The following is a 17,813-nucleotide window of genomic DNA, read 5'->3' as shown; positions in this document are numbered from 1 at the left end:
CACCTCACGCACCGACGGTTTCGTCAGCCGGCACGCCCTCGGCGGCAAGCTCGTCTTCGGTGATCCAGCCAGCCTTCAGGCGAGCGGCCAGGACCATCTGCTCGGCATCGGCGCGTGATACGCCGTGGTTGGCGAGCACACCCGGGAATACCTTCGTCTCGCCGTCCTTGCGTTCCTTCCAACCGGTCAGGTCGTCGGCGGCGTAGCCGGCGAAATCCTCGATCGTCTTCACGCCGTCCTCGCCGAGCGTCACCATCATGGCGGTGGTGATGCCGGGGATCTCGCGCAGCTCGTCCTTGACGCCGAGCGCCTTGCGCTTCTCGTCATGCTGGGCTTCGATCTTCTCCAGATATTCGCGGGCGCGGGTCTGGATTTCCGAAGCCGTGTCCTCGTCGAAGCCGTCGATCGACGCGATTTCGCCGGAGTCGACATACGCGACCTCCTCGACGCTGGTGAAGCCTTCGGAAGCGAGCACCTGGCCGACCATCTCGTCGACGTCGAGGGCTTCCATGAACAGCGACGACCGTTCGACGAATTCCTTCTGGCGGCGTTCGCTCTCTTCCTGCTCGGTCAGGATGTCGATATCCCAGCCGGTGAGCTGCGAGGCAAGACGGACGTTTTGGCCGCGGCGGCCGATGGCCAGCGACAGCTGATCGTCGGGAACGACGACCTCGATGCGCTCGGCATCCTCGTCGAGCACGACCTTGGCGACTTCCGCCGGCTGCAATGCATTGACAATGAAGGACGCCGCCGAAGGCGACCAAGGAATGATGTCGATCTTCTCGCCCTGCAATTCACCGACGACCGCCTGGACGCGGCTGCCGCGCATACCGACGCAGGCACCGACCGGATCGATGGAGCTGTCGCGCGAGATGACAGCGATCTTGGCGCGCGAACCCGGATCGCGGGCGACCGACTTGATCTCGATGATGCCGTCGTAGATTTCCGGCACTTCCATGGTGAACAGCTTCGCCATGAACTGCGGATGGGTGCGCGACAGGAAGATCTGCGGGCCGCGCTGTTCGCGGCGCACGTCATAGACATAGGCACGGACGCGATCGCCATACTTGTAGTTTTCGCGCGGAATCAGCTCGTCGCGGCGGATGATCGCTTCGCCGCGGCCGAGATCGACGATGACGTTGCCGTATTCGACGCGCTTGACGGTACCGTTGACGATCTCGCCGATACGGTCCTTGTATTCGTCATATTGCCGGTCGCGCTCGGCCTCGCGCACCTTCTGCACGATGACCTGCTTGGCCGACTGGGCGGCGATGCGGCCAAAATCCATCGGCGGTAGCTGTTCGGCAATGAAATCGCCGAGCTGGGCGTCCGGATTGCGCTCGCGCGCCGAGGAAATGGCAATCTGCGTCGCGTAGTCATCGACCTTCTCGACCACTTCCATCAGCCGCTGCAGCTTCATCTCGCCGGTGTTGGCATTGATGTCGGCGCGGATATTGGTTTCCTGGCCGTAGCGCGAGCGCGCGGCCTTCTGGATCGCATCGGCCATGGCGGCGATGACGATCGACTTGTCGATCGACTTTTCACGCGCGACCGCATCGGCGATCTGCAGCAGTTCAAGCCTGTTGGCGCTTACAACCATCTTCTTTCTCCCGAGCTTGTTGCCGACCTTTACGGCCGGCAGCCCAATCACATTTCCTGTTCGGTTTCGTCTTCCGCACCCTCTGGTGCGTCTTCGGGTTCGCCGCGGCGTTTCCTGGCTTCCTTGCGCGCCCGATTGTCCTTCGACAGCGCATCGCGGATAAGGTCGTCGGTCAGAATCAGCCGCGCTTCGGCAATCGCATCGTAGGGAACACGTACCGTCGGCTCCTCGCCGTAAGCGGCCTTGTCACGCTCGATCAGCACACCGTCCGCGTCGCTTTCGGCGATCTTGCCCTTGAAGCGCTTACGGTCGGCGACGAGAACCGACGTTTCCATCTTCACCAGATGGCCGGTCCAGGCTGCAAAGTCCGATTTGCGGACCAGCGGCCGGTCGATGCCCGGCGACGACACTTCGAGATGATAAGCCTTCTCGATCGGATCATCGACATCGAGCGCCGGCGATACCGCCCGGCTGACCTCTTCACAATCCTCGACCGTCATGGTGCCGTCCTCGCGCTCGGCCATGATCTGCAGCGTCAGCCCGTTCTGGCCCGACAAGTGCACACGTACCAAGCGGAAGCCAATGGCGCGCAGTACCGGCTGAACGATCAGCGCGATGCGCGCATCGATGCCGCTTTCGCGGATGATGCGGTCGTCGCCTTCGCTTGCCGTCACTGTCATTCGGTCCTGTCACTCGATTTCTGTCGGTCGGCAGGTAATAAAAAAGAGCGGGACCGGGTGGACCCACTCTTCGTCATACCGACCAAGAATTTGAAGCTGATATAGACGATCGTGGTCCTCGTTTCAAGCCCGTCCTGCATGACGGCAAGGCTCCGAGTCCGCAGCGCTGCTCCAAATGCATGGCGCCCATGCAGTGATCACCGTTTGAGCACCGGCCACGCACGACTATCTACGTTGCATTGCACAATTGGAGCGCTCACTGCGCTCGAAAGGGTCCCATCATGAACAATCGTGGATTTTTTTCAGGCATAGGCGATGTCTTTAGCGTGTTCGGCAGCGCCGTAGCCGCGTCGCGGGCTGTGGAACGCGGTCGCAAGCCGCGTGCGCATGATCTGCGCAATCTCGGCATGGAGCCGGCAGCCTTCAACAAGATCCGTCGCTTCTGAGCCAGGTGGCCGCCGAGAGCCTTCGGCCGGCTCGCCTTGTGCTCAGCTCTAATTTCCCGCCTATTTCCGCACGAAGGTGAGATAGGCGGGCCGTCGGCCTTCGCGAATGGCCTTGGCCTCATAGCGCGTCCCCGGCCAGCCATCATAGGGCCGGTGCCAGTCGGCTGCTTCGCTTGCCTGCCACGTGAAGGCGTCGTGCGCCCGGCAATGCAGGAGCGTCCAGTTCACATAGCTGTCGATATCGGATGCAAAGTGGAACTTTCCGCCGTGCTTCAGGACGCGCGCGAAGCGGTCGAGATTGACCGGGCTGACGAAGCGCCGCTTCCAGTGCTTCTTCTTCGGCCACGGATCCGGATAGAGAAGGTCAATGCCGTCAAGCGAAGCCTGCGGCAGCCAGTCCAGCAGACGTGTGGCGTCGTCGTCATAGACGCGCAGATTGGCAAGCGGCCGCTCCCGGACCGCCATCATCATCTTGGCCATGCCGTTGACGAAAGGCTCGACGCCGATAAAGCCGGTCGCCTGGCTTGCCGTAGCACGGTGCAGAAGATGTTCGCCGCCGCCAAAACCGATTTCGAGCTGGACAGCCGAAACTTCGGCTTCGAAAAGGCTGCGCAGGTCGGCCGGCGGTTCAACCGTCAGATCGAGCCTGTAGGCGGCGAAGCCGCTCTCCAGCGCCGCTGCCTGTTGTGGTCGAATGGTCTTGCCGCGCCGGCGACCGAAAAAGGCCTCGGTCGCACGGCTTGGCCGGTCCTTCGGATCCATAGGCGCCGCGGTTAGGCGGCGACTGCTTCGGCGACCGGTTCGGCGAGAGCATCCTTGAGCGCCTTGGCGAGATCGGTCTTCTCCCAGGAGAAGGATCCGTCGCGGCCGGCCTTGCGGCCAAAATGGCCGTAGGACGACGTCTTGGCATAGATCGGCTTGTTGAGATCGAGGTGGCGGCGGATGCCGGACGGCGACAGGTCCATCACGGCGCGCAGTGCACGCTCGAGTTTTGCCTCGTCGACCTTGCCGGTGCCGTGCAGGTCGACGTAGATCGACAGCGGCTGGGCGACACCGATCGCATAGGAAAGCTGGATGGTGCAGCGATCGGCGAGCTTTGCGGCAACCACGTTCTTGGCGAGATAACGCGCCGCATAGGCCGCCGAGCGGTCGACCTTGGTGGTGTCCTTGCCAGAAAAAGCGCCGCCGCCATGAGGCGCAGCCCCGCCATAAGTGTCGACGATGATCTTGCGGCCGGTCAGGCCGGCGTCGCCATCAGGCCCGCCGATGACGAACTTGCCGGTCGGATTGATGTACCAGTTGCAATTGTCGGCAATCTTCAGGTCGCCCAGTGCTTCGCGAATATAGGGCTCGACGACGTTGCGCACCTTCTTCGAATCCCACGTCTCATCGAGATGCTGGGTCGACAGCACGATCTGCGTCACTTCCGCCGCTTTGCCGTCGACATAGCGGACGGTGACCTGGCTCTTGGCATCCGGCCCGAGCCTGCCGGCATCACCGCTGCCTTCATGGCGCGCAGCCGCCAGCAATTCGAGGATCTTGTGGCTGTAATAGATCGGCGCCGGCATCAAGTCCGGGGTTTCGCGGCAGGCATAGCCAAACATGATGCCCTGGTCGCCGGCTCCCTCCTCGCCTTGCCGGTCGGAGGCGTTGTCGACGCCTTGGCCGATATCCGGCGACTGGCCGTGCAGCAGGACCTCGATCTTGGCTGTCTTCCAGTGGAAGCCGGCCTGCTCGTAGCCGATTTCGCGGATCGCCTTGCGAGCGACCGACTTGAACTTGGCCGGGTTGACGATCGGATGGCCGGCCGCATCCTTCAGGACGTTGCCCTCCTTGTCCTTCTTGAGCAGCGTCTCGGGGACGCGCACCTCGCCGGCGATGACAACGCGATTGGTCGTCGCAAGCGTCTCGCAGGCAACGCGGACCTTCCACGGGTCCATGCCGGTCTTTCTGGCTTCGCGATAGACGAGATCGACAATCTCGTCGGAGATGCGGTCGCAGACCTTGTCGGGATGGCCCTCGGCAACGGATTCCGAGGTGAAGAAGTAATTGTGCCGCGTCACGGGTGTCCCCTCTTGAAAAAAATATCGGCAGGCCGCCGATTTTGGCGCGCCAGTTGTTAACGGTGCCGGGCGTCGCTAGTCAAGCCATGCAGCCGTTCTGGCATGAATTTTGACGTTATTATCCTTGCATCCCGAGACGGCGGCAGGGCGCACTGCGATCAGCCCTTGCGCAACAGACTGAGGAAAACGGCTTCCAGGAAGCGAGTCGAGCGAAATCGATCTGCGCTTTAGCGCATCTGCGGAATGAACATCCCTCAATGCGCGCAGCCGCGAGAAATTGCATGCCCAGCTACGACGAGCCCTTCCTTGTTGAACTCTTCACGGGCCAGTCAATCGACTTCGTCGGTGGAAAGCGACTTCACCAACTCGATGATCTTGCGGCGCACTTTCACATCGGCGATCTTGACGAAGGCGCGATTCAGCTGGAGGCCTTCCGGGCTGCCGCAGAATTCGACGGCGGAGGTCATCGAAGCATCCTCGGCAAATCCACGGTTGCCCACGGGCTCCTGACCGGGCGCATCCTCGAAAAAGAAGGCGACGGGGACGCCGAGTATGGAGGCGATTGCCTGCAAACGGCTGGCGCCGACGCGATTGGTGCCCTTTTCGTACTTTTGGATCTGCTGGAACGTTATGCCGAGGTTTTCACCCAGTTTTTCCTGGCTCATTCCCAGCATATTGCGGCGAAGCCGGATGCGGCTTCCGACGTGGATGTCGATCGGATTCGGCTTTTTCTTGTTTTCTTCTGTCATTTTTTCCTCGCCGAATTTTTCCGGCTTTTTCTATTTTGCTGCCCAAACGACGCCGCGGCCCGTGCCCCAACAGAACGACCTTATCGACTTCGAAAATTTTCAGGCGCTTACAGTATGAGTTTCTAATGTGTCGGCTGTCAATTCGCCCGTAGCCTTTGCCTTACGTTCAAAATGCATGCCGCAACGGCAAGCAAAAACATGATCAGCATTCCGTTAATGCGTCGTTGGCCGGAGGAAACGATGGCTTGGTCGGAGATCGGCACACGCACATCGATCGCGCCGCGTGCATCGATTGCCAGCGCGTCGACGATGCGACCGCGTGGGTCGACAACGGCCGAAATGCCGTTATTAGCCGCGCGCAACAGGGGCACCCCATTCTCCACCGCCCGGATCTGCGCCTGCCTGAAGTGCTGGTACGGCCCCGGCGTGTCGCCGAACCAGGCGTCATTGGTGACGTTCACAATAAGCTCGGCTGACGTTGCGTCAACTGCGACCAGATCGGGAAAGATGACCTCATAGCAAATAAACGGCAGCGCCCGGATACCGCCGGGCAGCGCGATCGGATGCCGCTCATTGCCCGCCGCGAAGGTCATTGGACCGGCAACAAGCTGCTCAAGCCCGAAGCGGCCGAGCAGATCGGCGAAAGGCAGGTATTCGCCGAAGGGTACCAGGTGGACCTTGTCGACGGCATCGACGATTTCGCCCCTTTCGTCGATCGCCACCACAGAGTTGTAGTAACGGCTGCCGGCCGCCGAGCCGCCTTCCTCGCGAACGACGCCGGCGACCAGCATCTGGCCATCGCCAAGCATTTCTCCGATCGCAGGCAGGGCATCCGGACGTTCGGTGAACAGAAACGGCACGGAGGTCTCCGGCCACAGAATCAATTGCGGCCTGTCATGGCCGGGCTCCGGCGCCTTGGCCGAAAGCCCCATCATGGTGGCGAAGATACGGTCACGCACCGAGGTATCCCATTTTTCGGTAAGGTCGACGGCAGGCTGCACTATACGGACGTCAAGGCTGCGGGCGGCCGGCTTTTCGGGGGCGGCGAGCCGGATATAGCCGAAGCCGGCATGGGCGGCGACGAGCACGACAAGCAATGCCGCGCCGAGGCGGAGATGCCGGCGCGCCGCAAGCAGCGCCGGCAGCGCAAAGACGAAGACCGCAAGCGCGTCCATGCCGACCATGCCGGTCACCGAGACGCTCTGCATCAGCAAAGGTACCGGCATCGCCGCATAGCCGACGGCATTCCACGGAAAGCCGGTGAACAGGAAGCCGCGCAGCCATTCCGCCAGCGCAAAGCCGAAGGCGAGCGCGGCGATGCGTCCGATGTCGTTGCTCCACAACAGCCGGGCGACCACGGCGGCGAAACCATAGAAGAAGGCGAGCGCGAGGGGGATGCCGACCACCGCGAACGGCAAGGCCCAGGCAAAGCTGTCGGCCTCGACCAGAAGCGCCGAGCCGACCCACCAGAGACCGGCAAGAAAGTAGCCGAAACCGAACCACCAGCCGATGGCGAAGGCCGGACGCAAGCGCCGCAGAAAACCGTCCGAGGCTTCGCCGGTCGCGCCGTCGAGGAGCCACACCAGCAGGGGAAACGAAACGAAACAGACGGCGAAGAAATCGTACGGCGCCTGGGCAAGAACCGCCAGCGCGCCGGCAAGAAACGCCACCAGCGCGCGCCGCCAGCCCCAAAGCAGAATTATCCGGCCGGCCTGGCGCTCCATCTATGCTTCCGAGTCGTGCGAATCAGGAAGCAAGATTTATCAGGCCGCGGCCTTGGCTCCAAACCGGGCGACGTAGTCCGCTCATAGCTATCGATGCCAGCCTTGTATCTTCAGCCCGCCCAGCCGCTCAGCCTCTTCGCGTGGGACAGCGCCGACAGTCTGGGAAAAGGTCCAGACATGGCCTTCAGGATCGCGCGCGTGTTCTTGCCTGTAACTGAAGCCGGGCTGGCTATATGGTCGGCCCATTCGGAATCGACGATGATATAACCATCGCCGAACCTGCATCGCTGACCACCATGCTCGGCTCGAAGCCGAAGGCCTTTTCAAGCCAGGTCAATGCGGCCTGCGTATCCTCGTAGAAGACGCCGGAGCCCAAGGTCGAGTGCTTGAACGGGTCCTCAACCGGCATCGGGCAAGCCGCGTCTTTCAAGCCTGCTCGGTGCGGACGGCGCGGCGGCGGCGCTCGCCCTTCAGGGTCTCGACGATGCGCACGCGCTTGACGCGGCGCGGATCGGCGTCGAGCACATGGAACTCGAAGCCGGGTATGGCCTGCACCACTTCGCCGCGCGCCGGCACCCGGCCAAGCGTGTTGAAGATCATGCCGCCGATCGTGTCGACATATTCGCCGTGCTCGCCGGCGGCGAAATCCTCGCCGATCATCTTGGCGACGTCGTCGATCTCGGCCTTGCCGTCGACGATGAAGACGCCTTCGCCGGCCTGGGTAATCATCGGCTCGTCCTCGTCATGTTCGTCCTCGATGTCGCCGACCACCATCTCGACGATATCCTCGAGCGAGACGAGACCGTCAGTGCCGCCATATTCGTCGATGACCAGCGCCATCTGGGTGCGCGTCGTCTGCATTCGCCCCATCAGGTCGGAGGCGAGCATCGACGGCGGCACGAACAGCACCGGTCGGATCAGGCTGAGATCGCCTATGGTGCGCGCCAGATCGACCTGGGCAAGATCGAGAACCGTCGCGACCGGAGTTTTCCTGGTCGTCCTGCCCTTTCTGACGCGGGCGACCTTGGTGATGTGCGCCAGCACGTCGCGGATATGAACCATGCCGCGCGGATCGTCGAGCGTCTCCGAATAGACCGGCATGCGGGAATGGCCGGACTGCTCGAACAACCCCAGAAGGTCGCCGAGCTTCGTGGTGATCTCGACCGCCTCGATGTCGGCGCGCGGCACCATGACGTCCTCGACCCGCACTTCGCGCAGGCGCAGGATGTTGTTGAGCATGGCGCGTTCGCCGGGCGAGAAGGATTCTGCATCGCTCGCCGTTTCGGCAAGCGCACCGGCAATCTCCTCGCGCAGGCTGGTGCCGTTGCGGTGCCTGAAAAGCCCGAGCACGCGATCGAACAGGGAAGGACCGGCAGGCGATGCCTCGCTGGCGAAGCTGCCGGTCGTGGTACTCGGACTCGAGCCCTCTTCCGTCGTTTCGGAAGGCTTGATCACACTGCCGGCGTCGGAGCGGGCGGCAGTCTCTGGTTTGTCGTTCATCATCGTCCGGTCAATTGGTCTTTTGTAATTACGTGTAGGGATCGGGAATGGCAAGCCTCGCAAGTGCTGCGCGCTCTGTCGCTTCCATCAGTTCCGCTTCGGCATCCGTTTCGTGATCATAGCCCAGCAAATGCAGCAGGCCATGGATGACGAGATGGGAGATATGGTCCTCGATGGGCTTGTCTTCCAGTGCCGCCTCGCGCGCGACAGTCTCGGCGGCCAGCACGATGTCGCCGAGCATCGGCGGCAGAGGCCCGCCCCTGGCAAACGGAAAAGCCGGAAAAGACAGGACGTTGGTCGGCTTGTCCTTGCCGCGCCAGCCGGCATTGAGCGTACGGATATGGGCATCGTCGGAAAAGACGATGCTGAGCTCGGAACGGCCGTCCGCACCGGTTTCGGCAAAGGCGGCCGAGACGGCACGGTCGACAAGCCGCATCAGCGCCGCCTCGTCGGGCCAGTCGCCCGCCTCGATCGCGATATCGATCTCGACGGGAAGCGGTCCCCCCGCCTTTTGCTCCTCAGCCATGCGGCCGCATAATCGTATCAGCTTTCGACACCCAAGCCCCTGGCCAGCTTGCCGTCACGGTCGTAGGCCTTGACGATCTCGGCGACCAGCGGATGCCTGACGACGTCGCCTTCATTGAAGCGTACGGTCACCATGCCGGTGACGCCGTCGAGGATTCTCAGCGCCTCGACCAGGCCGGATTTGGTGTTTGGCGGCAGATCGATCTGGGTCGGATCGCCGGTGACGATCATGCGCGAGTTCTCGCCGAGCCGGGTCAGGAACATCTTCATCTGCATCGGCGTGGTGTTCTGCGCCTCGTCGAGGATGACGGCAGCGTGCGCCAGCGTACGGCCGCGCATGAATGCCAGCGGCGCGATCTCGATGACCTCAGCAGCAATCGCCCGCTCGACCTTGTCGGCCGGCATCATGTCGTAGAGCGCGTCATAGAGCGGCCGCAGATAGGGATCGACCTTCTCCTTCATGTCACCCGGCAGAAAGCCAAGCCGTTCACCGGCCTCGACCGCGGGGCGCGACAGCACGATGCGTTCGACCATGCCACGTTCGAGCAGCATTGCCGCATGCGCCACCGCCAGATAGGTCTTTCCGGTGCCGGCCGGGCCGATGCCGAAGACGAGTTCCGACCGCTCCAGCGCGCGCATATAGGCGTCCTGGTTGAGCGAGCGGGCATAGATGGTCTTCTTGCGCGTCGATATCTGGGCGGCGGACACCTTGCCCTTGCGCTCCAGCGTCGGCAGCGTCAGCTGGTCGTCGGTGGCGATCGCCATGCGCACGGCGCCGTCGACATCGGACTGGCCGATATCGGTGCCTTTCTGCAGAATGCCGTAAAGATTGTCCAAGGCGCGGCGCGCCTGCTCGGCGGCCGAGGAAGAGCCCTTGATGGTCAATTGGTTGCCACGCGAGCGGATATCGACGCCGAGCTTCTGCTCGAGCCTGGCCAGATTCTCGTCGAACTGGCCGTAAAGGGCGCTGGCAAGCTTGTTATTGTCGAAAGTCAGTACGATGTGCGCGATATCCGAGGCCCCGGAGGGTAGGTTCTGGGGCAGGTTCTTGACTTCAGCAGCGCTCAACCGTCTCTCCTCATCTGCCGAGGCCTTCAGGCCAATTCGGCGAACAGGCTGTTGTAGCCCGTCTTCGTGATTCGTACCTGGATAATGTCACCGATTTCGCCGTCCTTTTCATCAACAATAACCGGCTGCAGCCACGGCGAGCGGCCAACCTTCTGGCCGGCCTGGCGGCCCGGCTTTTCGATCAGCGTATCGATAGTCCTGCCGACCAGGCTTGCGCCGAAATGCTGCTGCTGTTTCAGAAGCAGCGCCTGCAGCCGCTGCAGGCGCTCGTCCTTGACGGCCTCCGGCACGTGATCGCCCATCTCCGCGCCCGGCGTGCCGGGGCGCGGAGAATATTTGAACGAGAAGGCCGAGGCATAGTTGACGTCTTCGACCAACTGCATCGTCGCCTCGAAATCCGCTTCCGTCTCACCGGGAAAGCCGACAATAAAATCGCCGGACAGTGCGATGTCGTTCCGTGCGGCACGGATGCGGTCGATCAACGTCAGATAGTCCTTGGCCATATGCCTGCGGTTCATCGCCTTGAGTATGCGGTCGGAGCCGGATTGCACCGGTAAATGTAGATAGGGCATCAGCGTCGGCAAATCACGATGGGCGGCGATCAATTCATCGTCCATGTCGCGCGGATGGCTGGTCGTGTAGCGCAGCCGCGCCAGACCTGGAATCTCTGCCAGCCTGAACAGCAGCCGGCCAAGGCCCCATTCCTCGCCGTCTTCACCTCTTCCGTGCCAGGCGTTGACATTCTGGCCGAGCAGCGTCACCTCGCGCACGCCGGCATCCGCCAGGCGCTCGGCTTCGGCGACGATCTGTGCCACCGGCCGCGAGACTTCCGAGCCGCGCGTATAGGGCACGACACAGAAGGTGCAGAACTTGTCGCAGCCTTCCTGAACGGTCAAGAACGCCGTCACGCCGCGCCTGATCAGTTCGGCGCGCTTCGGCTGCGGCAGATGCTCGAACTTGTCCTCGACGGCATAATCGGTCTCGACGATCTTTTCGCCGCTCCGCGCCCTCGCCAGCACCCCGGGCAGCCGGTGGTAGGTCTGCGGACCGATGACCAGATCGACAGCCGGCGAGCGGCGGATGATCTCGGCACCCTCGGCCTGCGCCACGCAGCCGGCGACGCCGACCAGCATTTCGCGCCCGGCCTTGGCACGCTCCGCCTTCAGCTCACGGATGCGCCCAAGTTCGGAATAGACCTTTTCCGCCGCTTTCTCGCGGATGTGACAGGTGTTGAGCAGCACCAGATCGGCCTCGCCGATGGCGTCTGTCGCGGCATAGCCGTCGGCCGCCAGAGCATCGGTCATGCGCTGCGAATCGTAGACGTTCATCTGGCAGCCATAGGTCTTGACGAAGACCTTTCTGGTCGCGGCAGGCGGAACGACCAGGTTTTCGGCGGCAGCGCCGATGTCGTCGCGTTCTATCGTGTTCAATTCCATTTCGCGGCTTCTAGCGCCTTTCCCCGACAAAAAACAGACGAATCTGGCCGGAACCTGCGCAGACTACCGGCTCGGGCGCGGTTCGGCGAGCGCCGCCTGCACCATCTCGCGCACCTGGCGTTCCATCTGCTTTGCCGTCTCCTTGCGGCTGGAGCCCTTGGAGAAAGCAATCGCCTCGCCAAAATGCACCTCGACGTCGAGGGCGCCCTCGGCCATCAGCACCTTGAGGTGCGGCATCAGCTCCTCATCGCCGATCCAGGCGGCAACCGGCCGATGCCGGCGGCCGAGCGGCACGCCATGCAGGCGCGTATAGACGATGGCCACCGGCTGGATGAAGACCTGTTCGGCCGCCCCTTCGGCAATCGCCATTGTAGCGGCGCCGAACAGCGTGCTCTTGAACGGCAGGATCATGTTGCCGTCGCCGGTCGAGCCTTCGGCAAACAGCACCATGGCGTCGCCCTTGGCCATCCGGCCGGCGATCTCGGTCGCCTGGTCGCCCGACGAGCGTTTGCGCTCACGTTCGATGAAGACGGTGCGTTGCAGCTTCGACAGCATGCCGATCAGCGGCCAGCCGGCCATATCGGCCCTGGCGATGAACGTCACATCGACCATCGATCCCAGCACCATGATGTCGGTCCAGGAGATGTGGTTGGCAGCAATCAGCAATGGGCGCTGGCCGGACAGCGCTCCCTTGACATGGATGCGCAGCCCCAGTGCCCTGACGATCATTGTGTGCCAGATCTTCAGGATGAAGGTCTCGCGCCAGAGTCCGGTCCTCATCGACAGTATCTGCAAAGGCACAAGCACCAATGAGCCGACGACAACCAGCCCCAGGGCCAGGAAAATCCTGATTTTTCCGATCATCCGTACCACCCCGGCGTTTGGCTAGCGAAGATCGCGGCGCATGACAAGCGCGCCGGTCGGGCCGTGCTCCGGCGACTTGTAATAGTTGGCGCGCTTGCCGACCTCGCGGAAGCCGAACCGCCGGTAGAGCGCGATCGCGGCGACATTGGTCTCGTCGACCTCGAGGAAAAGTGCCTCGGCGCGCTGTGCATGCAGTTCACGCAGCACCGCATCCATCAATTGCCAGCCGAGCCCCCGGCGCCGATGCGAGCGTGCCACCGCGACCGTCAGGATCTCCCCCTCGCCGGCCGCCAGCCGAGCCAGCACGAAACCGACCGGCGGCTTGGCACCCTGTCCGGTCTCGCGCGCGGCATAGCCGAACACCGTGTCCTGCTCGAGCAGCGCGGCGAATTCGTCGTCGGTCCACGGCCGCGCGAAATCCTCGCGATGCAGCACCGACATGGCCGCACTGTCGGCAACCGTCAGCGGCTCGATCGCATAGTCCCTGCGACGCGGCGGGAGGAATGGAATGCGCATCAGTTTTTTTGCCTAGATAGAATAAAGCCGGCCTGCGGCTTGGCGTCGGCGCCGCGCAGATAGAGCGGTTTCGGCTTTTCGCCCTCGCCCTTTTTACCGGCACGTTGGGCGGCGGCCAGCCGGGCATAGACGGCGATGTCGGCGGTGGCCGCCGTCCCGCCGAGATCGAAGCTGCGCCCGGCCGCCGCGGCAATTTGGGTTGCCGCCGTGCCGGCGAGAACCGCAGATCTGTCGACCGCCATGGCTGCTGCTTGCGAGAGCGTGGTCACGGCCGGACCAAAGATCAGAACCGACCTCTCATCGTAAAGTGCCGCATGGATCTCCTCGCGACCTGCATCGAGCGCGGCGAGCACGGCGCGACCGGGAAATGCCGCTCTCGCTTGCGCCGCCAGGGCCTCCAGAGTCGTCACGCCGATCGCCGGGATTTTCAGCGCCAGCGCAAGGCCGCGCGCCGCCGAGACGCCGACGCGCAGACCGGTGAAGGAGCCCGGACCCGTCGAAACGGCAATGGCGCCGAGGCCGGAATAGTCGGTTCTGCTGGTCCCCAACGCCTTTTCGATGACACCCATCAGATGCTCGGCATGACCCTTACCGAGATCGAGCACCGAACGGCCGAGTTCTTTCCCGGCCGCCGCTTCGTAGACGCAGGCGGCGCAGAGATTGGCGGCACAGTCGATGGCAAGCAATTTCATGAAGCGGCCGGTTGAGACAGTTTCGAAAACAGCTTCCCTCTGCCCGCCAGGGCTGATCCCCGCAAGGGAATAATGGATAAATCGTCAGGCGACTTGGCTTCGGCGCGGGTCCAAGAATGTAAGTTCCAACGCACGCAATCGCCACAATAGGTATCGGGACTAGCCGACCTGCTCGATACGCAGCACGTGATTGTCCCAGACATAGTCCGGCTCGGAATGTATCGAGCCACCGGACTCGACGATATCGCCGGCGCCGGTCGTCGCCATGAAGCTTTCCCCATCGGCTGCAACGCCGCAAACCTCGACCAGCGCCTTGGTGGCGACGATGCGGCCGCTGGCCGCGTCGATCACGGCAAGTGAATTGCCCTCAGGCGAAGACACCGCGATGGTGCCGGCAGCAGGGTTGGCGGCGACCGAGCCGATATAGTTCCTGAAGGCGGAGAGCACGTCCTGCGACATGTCGAGTAATTTCAGGTCCATGCCGCGTGCCGCGCGGCCGAGCAGTGGCGGACGATCGGTACCCGGCCCCCTGTATTGACAGCCGAACCAGACGGTGCCGGAGCGGTCGGCATCCATATGGCGGATCGACAGTTGGTGCAGCGCCGGCGGTAATTCGTGCTTTTCGGTGAGATCGCCGGTAAGGCGGTCGACCAGAACATAGGAAGGCTTCATCGTTGCGATATTGAGCTCGGCGCGGCCATAATCCGGATGCGTTTCGATGCCGCCATTGGCGACAGCGATTGTCCTGCCGTCGGAGAGAAGCAGAAGTTCGTGCGGGCCCACGCCGTAGGTCGGGAACTCGCCGATGCGCTTGAATTTCGCATGCGCGTCATAGACGCCGACGACGCCGGCGGCATTGTCGAAATCGTTCTCGGTTGCGTAGAGCAGCGTGCCATCGGCCGAGAACACACCATGGCCGAAGAAATGCCGGCCGGCAACGCTGGCAATGGTGTGCGGTTTATCGCGGCCGGTATGGTCGAAGACGACAGCAAAGGTGCCCGGCTGCCTGGCAAACACCACCGAACGCTTGGACACCGGGTCGAAGGTAACGTCGTGGCCCCGATCGGGCAGATCGATCGTGTGCAACAACTTGCCGGCCTCGGACAGGACGGCCGCGCCATAGCTGCCGTCGCGCTTGACGAAAGCGGTGGCGAAGACCGCGTCGGCGTCGATTGTCTTTGCCCAGGCCGACGGCGCCATCGCCGCTACGAAACCAGCGCCTGCGGCCCTCAGGAAATCGCGCCGATCGATCAGCGGCGTCCTCATGATCAGTCACCATCCAATGACGAGAACCCGGCGGTCAGGCCGAATTCGGCGGTCAGCCTGGTGCCGATCAGGGTCGTCAGGCTGGATGTCACCAGCGAGAAATAGTCGAGCTTCTGGCGCAGCGCCGGATCGGCAAGTGCCTTGTCGATCGGTCCCCTGATCGCCTTGGCCGCCTCGATCCCGTTGGTGAGCTGGATGTGGACCGATTCTGCCATCCAGCGCGCATCGGGCGGCAGCGCGTCGCCAAGCTGCGAGGCCTGGAACAGCGTGTCCATGCCCGCCAGATTCCCGGTCAGCGAGCGGGCGGTGTTTTGCGAGCGCCAATAGATCGCCTGTTTCGGTTTGTCGGCCTCCGGCTTGGCGCCCAGGAAGCCTTTCAGGCGTACGTCGCGGACCATTTCCAGCTCGTTGATGAAGACGCCGACCAGTTCGGTCACCGCTTCGGTGCCGTCGTGGTAGAGCGCGTTCTGCGGACCCGGATTGGCCCAGAGCGCGGCAAAGCCGTTGGGCTCGTTCCAGGCATCGCCAACCTCGCCGGCAATCGTCTCGACATTGCCGGCAATGGCCGCACCGTAGGCGCAGCGATAGGCGTCGTCCCTGCCGACCAATTGACCGGCTCCGTCGCCGTAGAGGACGAATTCCAGTGCGCCGAGCCCTTGCATGGCGACGCTCTTTGTAGCCAGCTGGGCCGGATCGGCGGCTGTCGGATCCTTGCCGGCAAGTGCTGCCTGCACCTGCTTCAGGCCGATGCTCTTGCGGTCCGGCCAAAACAGCATGCGCTCAAGCCGGTTGTTTTCCGCGATCGGCCCGAAACGGATGATTTCCACCACCGACCAGGCATCCACGACGCCTGAGAATTCGGCGCGTGCCGCATCGAGAGTGTCTTGCGAAGGCGCCTGGCAAAGCGCGTGCATGGTCTTGGCCAAGCTGTCCGCATGGTCATGCAGTCTGGCATAGGCCGGGCGGACGAAGCCGTCGATCGCCCGCTGGATCACATCCGAAGCCTTCACCGCCGCGGATGCCGGCAGCGCACCGGCGAGGACCAGCATCAGAGCGAATGCAAGACGCTTCCGCATCAGAGCGACTCCAGAAACTTGATCAGCGCGGCGCGGTCGGCCGCATCGGCAGCGGCAAAGCGGTCACGCGCCTTCTGGCCCTCGCCGCCATGCCACAGAATCGCCTCGGCCAGGCTTCGTGCGCGCCCGTCATGCAGGAAGAAGGTGTTGCCGCTGACGGTCTGGGTGAGCCCGATGCCCCACAGTGGCGGCGTGCGCCATTCGCTTCCCGTGGCCTCGCCCACCGCCTGTCCGTCGGCAAGACCAGGTCCCATGTCATGCAGCAGGAAATCGGAATAAGGCCAGATCAGCTGGAAGGCCTGCGCCTTGTTCGGGGTGCCGCGGCGGGTGACGAATTTCGGCGTATGGCAGGAGATGCAGCCCATATCGTAGAACAGTTTTTTGCCGGTGAGCACGTCCGGTCTGTCGAGATCGCGCCGGGCCGGCACGGCAAGGTTTTGCGAATAGAAGGTCACGAGGTCCATGACCGGCGGCGGCGCTTCGACCGGACCGAGGCGCTCCTGTACACCGTTAGGTAGGCCAAGGCAGGTCTTTTCCGCGGCGCTGCAATCGCCCCAGTGCTTCGGCACTTCAGGCGTCGAAATGCCAATATCGCCGGCAAAAGCGTCCGCCGATTGCTGGCGGATCGATGCCGCCTGCGCCTTCCAGCCGAAACGGCCGAGCGTCAGTTCACCGCTGCTGGCGTCGCGTATTATGTTTGGCCTGCCGGAAATCCCGTCACCATCGCGGTCGGCCGCATCGGCACGCGCAAGGATGTCGGCAGGAGCGATCTGCTCGACCAGGCCAAGGCCGATCATCGGCGGTGTCATGCGCGGCGACAGCGTGGTGTGCGGATCGAGCGGCCCGTAGGCGAGACCCTCGACCGAATAGCTCGGCTTGCGCAGCGACACGACGCTGCCGTCCGCCAGTTTTACTTTTTGCTCCTGATAATCGACATGCATCCTGCCTTCGCCCTGCAGGCCGGGAACGGCTAGCTCCTGAAGTTGTGTGCCATAGACCGGGTCGGGAAAGTTGAGCACCTTGTGATCGGCGAGCGCGGCTTTCTCCTCCTCGGTACTGGCTTCCCTTGCCAGGCGCAGGAACATCGAGGTGGTGCCGCTGTCGCCTTGGGGCGGATGGCCGCGACCGTCCTTCAGATGACAGTTCTGGCAGGCGCGCTCGTTGAACAACGGACCGAGCCCATCCGAGGCTTGTGTCGACGATGGCGAGGACACCCAGTTCTTGCGGAAAATGGCGTTGCCGAGCTTGAAGGTACCCTCTTCCTCGAAGCTGACATTGGCAGAGGATTGCGAGAAGGCGTCCTTGTTGACGTCCTTCTTCGAGGTGCCGGCGCCGCCCTGCATCAGCTCGAATTGCTCGGGCTTGGAGAAATCGCTGGTCGGCCTGGTGATGGCGATGACGCGCGCCAGATCCTTCGGCGTCAGATCCGTGCGGCTGGTGGCAACCCCCGCCGGTTGCGGCGCCCCGGCCAGCGCCGAGGCTGTGAGCGTCGCCACCACGGCAAGAAAGGCGCCGCGAAAGATACCGTATCGCGGCTTCTTCTGAGGCGGCAGGCCACAATGCCCGGCCGGCCGCAAGCGGCGCATGAAATCTAGGGGGCGCCGCATT

Annotated in this window: 18 protein-coding genes; 1 reads left to right on the top strand and 17 read right to left on the bottom strand. The window is 63.2% G+C overall.

The window, feature by feature from the left end; genetic code table 11:
• Positions 1–4: 4 nt before the first annotated feature.
• Together nusA and rimP are read right to left on the bottom strand one after the other, a co-directional pair.
• Positions 5–1,600 carry a transcription termination factor NusA gene (nusA, locus tag NKI39_RS01635; RefSeq protein ID WP_352681242.1) on the bottom strand — a complete coding sequence of 532 codons (1,596 nt, stop codon included), beginning with the start codon at positions 1,598–1,600 and terminating at the stop codon, positions 5–7.
• A gap of 47 nt (positions 1,601–1,647) precedes the next feature.
• On the bottom strand, positions 1,648–2,280 hold the full coding sequence (rimP, locus tag NKI39_RS01630) for a ribosome maturation factor RimP (RefSeq protein WP_023676900.1): 633 nt from the start codon (positions 2,278–2,280) through the stop codon (positions 1,648–1,650).
• A gap of 281 nt (positions 2,281–2,561) precedes the next feature.
• Between rimP and NKI39_RS01625 the strand changes: the two genes are divergently transcribed.
• On the top strand, positions 2,562–2,726 hold the full coding sequence (locus NKI39_RS01625; RefSeq protein ID WP_352830451.1) for a hypothetical protein: 165 nt from the start codon (positions 2,562–2,564) through the stop codon (positions 2,724–2,726).
• 60 nt (positions 2,727–2,786) lie between these two features.
• Here the strand turns inward: NKI39_RS01625 and trmB are convergent, their stop codons facing one another.
• The 15 genes from trmB to NKI39_RS01550 all read right to left on the bottom strand — a co-directional run bounded on the left by trmB (position 2,787) and on the right by NKI39_RS01550 (position 17,812).
• Positions 2,787–3,488 carry a tRNA (guanine(46)-N(7))-methyltransferase TrmB gene (trmB, locus tag NKI39_RS01620; RefSeq protein ID WP_352614602.1) on the bottom strand — a complete coding sequence of 234 codons (702 nt, stop codon included), beginning with the start codon at positions 3,486–3,488 and terminating at the stop codon, positions 2,787–2,789.
• 11 nt (positions 3,489–3,499) lie between these two features.
• The gene (gene metK / locus NKI39_RS01615; RefSeq protein ID WP_023676896.1) at positions 3,500–4,789 is read right to left on the bottom strand and encodes a methionine adenosyltransferase; all 1,290 of its coding nucleotides are present in this window, start codon (positions 4,787–4,789) and stop codon (positions 3,500–3,502) included.
• Between the two features lie 329 nt (positions 4,790–5,118).
• Positions 5,119–5,538, bottom strand: coding sequence for a helix-turn-helix domain-containing protein (locus NKI39_RS01610; RefSeq protein ID WP_023676895.1), 420 nt, complete (start codon positions 5,536–5,538; stop codon positions 5,119–5,121).
• A 137-nt stretch (positions 5,539–5,675) separates the two neighbouring features.
• On the bottom strand, positions 5,676–7,262 hold the full coding sequence (lnt, locus tag NKI39_RS01605; protein ID WP_352541257.1) for an apolipoprotein N-acyltransferase: 1,587 nt from the start codon (positions 7,260–7,262) through the stop codon (positions 5,676–5,678).
• A gap of 229 nt (positions 7,263–7,491) precedes the next feature.
• A complete protein-coding gene (locus tag NKI39_RS01600; RefSeq protein WP_352767044.1) occupies positions 7,492–7,671 on the bottom strand; it encodes a VOC family protein in 180 nt (59 codons plus the stop codon).
• A gap of 17 nt (positions 7,672–7,688) precedes the next feature.
• On the bottom strand, positions 7,689–8,762 hold the full coding sequence (locus NKI39_RS01595; protein ID WP_352613880.1) for a hemolysin family protein: 1,074 nt from the start codon (positions 8,760–8,762) through the stop codon (positions 7,689–7,691).
• Positions 8,763–8,790: 28 nt separating this feature from the next.
• The gene (gene ybeY / locus NKI39_RS01590; RefSeq protein ID WP_352470060.1) at positions 8,791–9,288 is read right to left on the bottom strand and encodes an rRNA maturation RNase YbeY; all 498 of its coding nucleotides are present in this window, start codon (positions 9,286–9,288) and stop codon (positions 8,791–8,793) included.
• A gap of 17 nt (positions 9,289–9,305) precedes the next feature.
• Positions 9,306–10,355 carry a PhoH family protein gene (locus NKI39_RS01585; protein WP_352541253.1) on the bottom strand — a complete coding sequence of 350 codons (1,050 nt, stop codon included), beginning with the start codon at positions 10,353–10,355 and terminating at the stop codon, positions 9,306–9,308.
• A 26-nt stretch (positions 10,356–10,381) separates the two neighbouring features.
• Positions 10,382–11,791, bottom strand: a complete 1,410-nt coding sequence (gene miaB, locus NKI39_RS01580) for a tRNA (N6-isopentenyl adenosine(37)-C2)-methylthiotransferase MiaB (RefSeq protein ID WP_352813712.1) — start codon at positions 11,789–11,791, stop codon at positions 10,382–10,384.
• 63 nt (positions 11,792–11,854) lie between these two features.
• A complete protein-coding gene (gene olsA, locus NKI39_RS01575) occupies positions 11,855–12,655 on the bottom strand; it encodes a lyso-ornithine lipid O-acyltransferase (RefSeq protein ID WP_352767049.1) in 801 nt (266 codons plus the stop codon).
• A 21-nt stretch (positions 12,656–12,676) separates the two neighbouring features.
• Complete coding sequence (gene rimI, locus NKI39_RS01570) at positions 12,677–13,171, bottom strand: ribosomal protein S18-alanine N-acetyltransferase (RefSeq protein ID WP_352767051.1); 495 nt, start codon at positions 13,169–13,171, stop codon at positions 12,677–12,679.
• On the bottom strand, positions 13,171–13,863 hold the full coding sequence (tsaB, locus tag NKI39_RS01565; RefSeq protein WP_352767053.1) for a tRNA (adenosine(37)-N6)-threonylcarbamoyltransferase complex dimerization subunit type 1 TsaB: 693 nt from the start codon (positions 13,861–13,863) through the stop codon (positions 13,171–13,173). The genes rimI and tsaB overlap by 1 nt, the downstream gene beginning before the upstream one ends.
• A gap of 159 nt (positions 13,864–14,022) precedes the next feature.
• The gene (locus tag NKI39_RS01560) at positions 14,023–15,129 is read right to left on the bottom strand and encodes a DUF1513 domain-containing protein (RefSeq protein ID WP_352767055.1); all 1,107 of its coding nucleotides are present in this window, start codon (positions 15,127–15,129) and stop codon (positions 14,023–14,025) included.
• 2 nt (positions 15,130–15,131) lie between these two features.
• Positions 15,132–16,205 carry an imelysin family protein gene (locus tag NKI39_RS01555; protein WP_352767057.1) on the bottom strand — a complete coding sequence of 358 codons (1,074 nt, stop codon included), beginning with the start codon at positions 16,203–16,205 and terminating at the stop codon, positions 15,132–15,134.
• Positions 16,205–17,812 carry a di-heme oxidoreductase family protein gene (locus NKI39_RS01550; protein ID WP_352767059.1) on the bottom strand — a complete coding sequence of 536 codons (1,608 nt, stop codon included), beginning with the start codon at positions 17,810–17,812 and terminating at the stop codon, positions 16,205–16,207. The genes NKI39_RS01555 and NKI39_RS01550 overlap by 1 nt, the downstream gene beginning before the upstream one ends.
• Between the last annotated feature and the right edge of the window lies 1 nt (position 17,813).

This window comes from Mesorhizobium sp. M0664 (genome assembly GCF_040320565.1).
Classification (GTDB): domain Bacteria; phylum Pseudomonadota; class Alphaproteobacteria; order Rhizobiales; family Rhizobiaceae; genus Mesorhizobium.
This window is presented reverse-complemented; position numbering and strand designations above follow the sequence as displayed.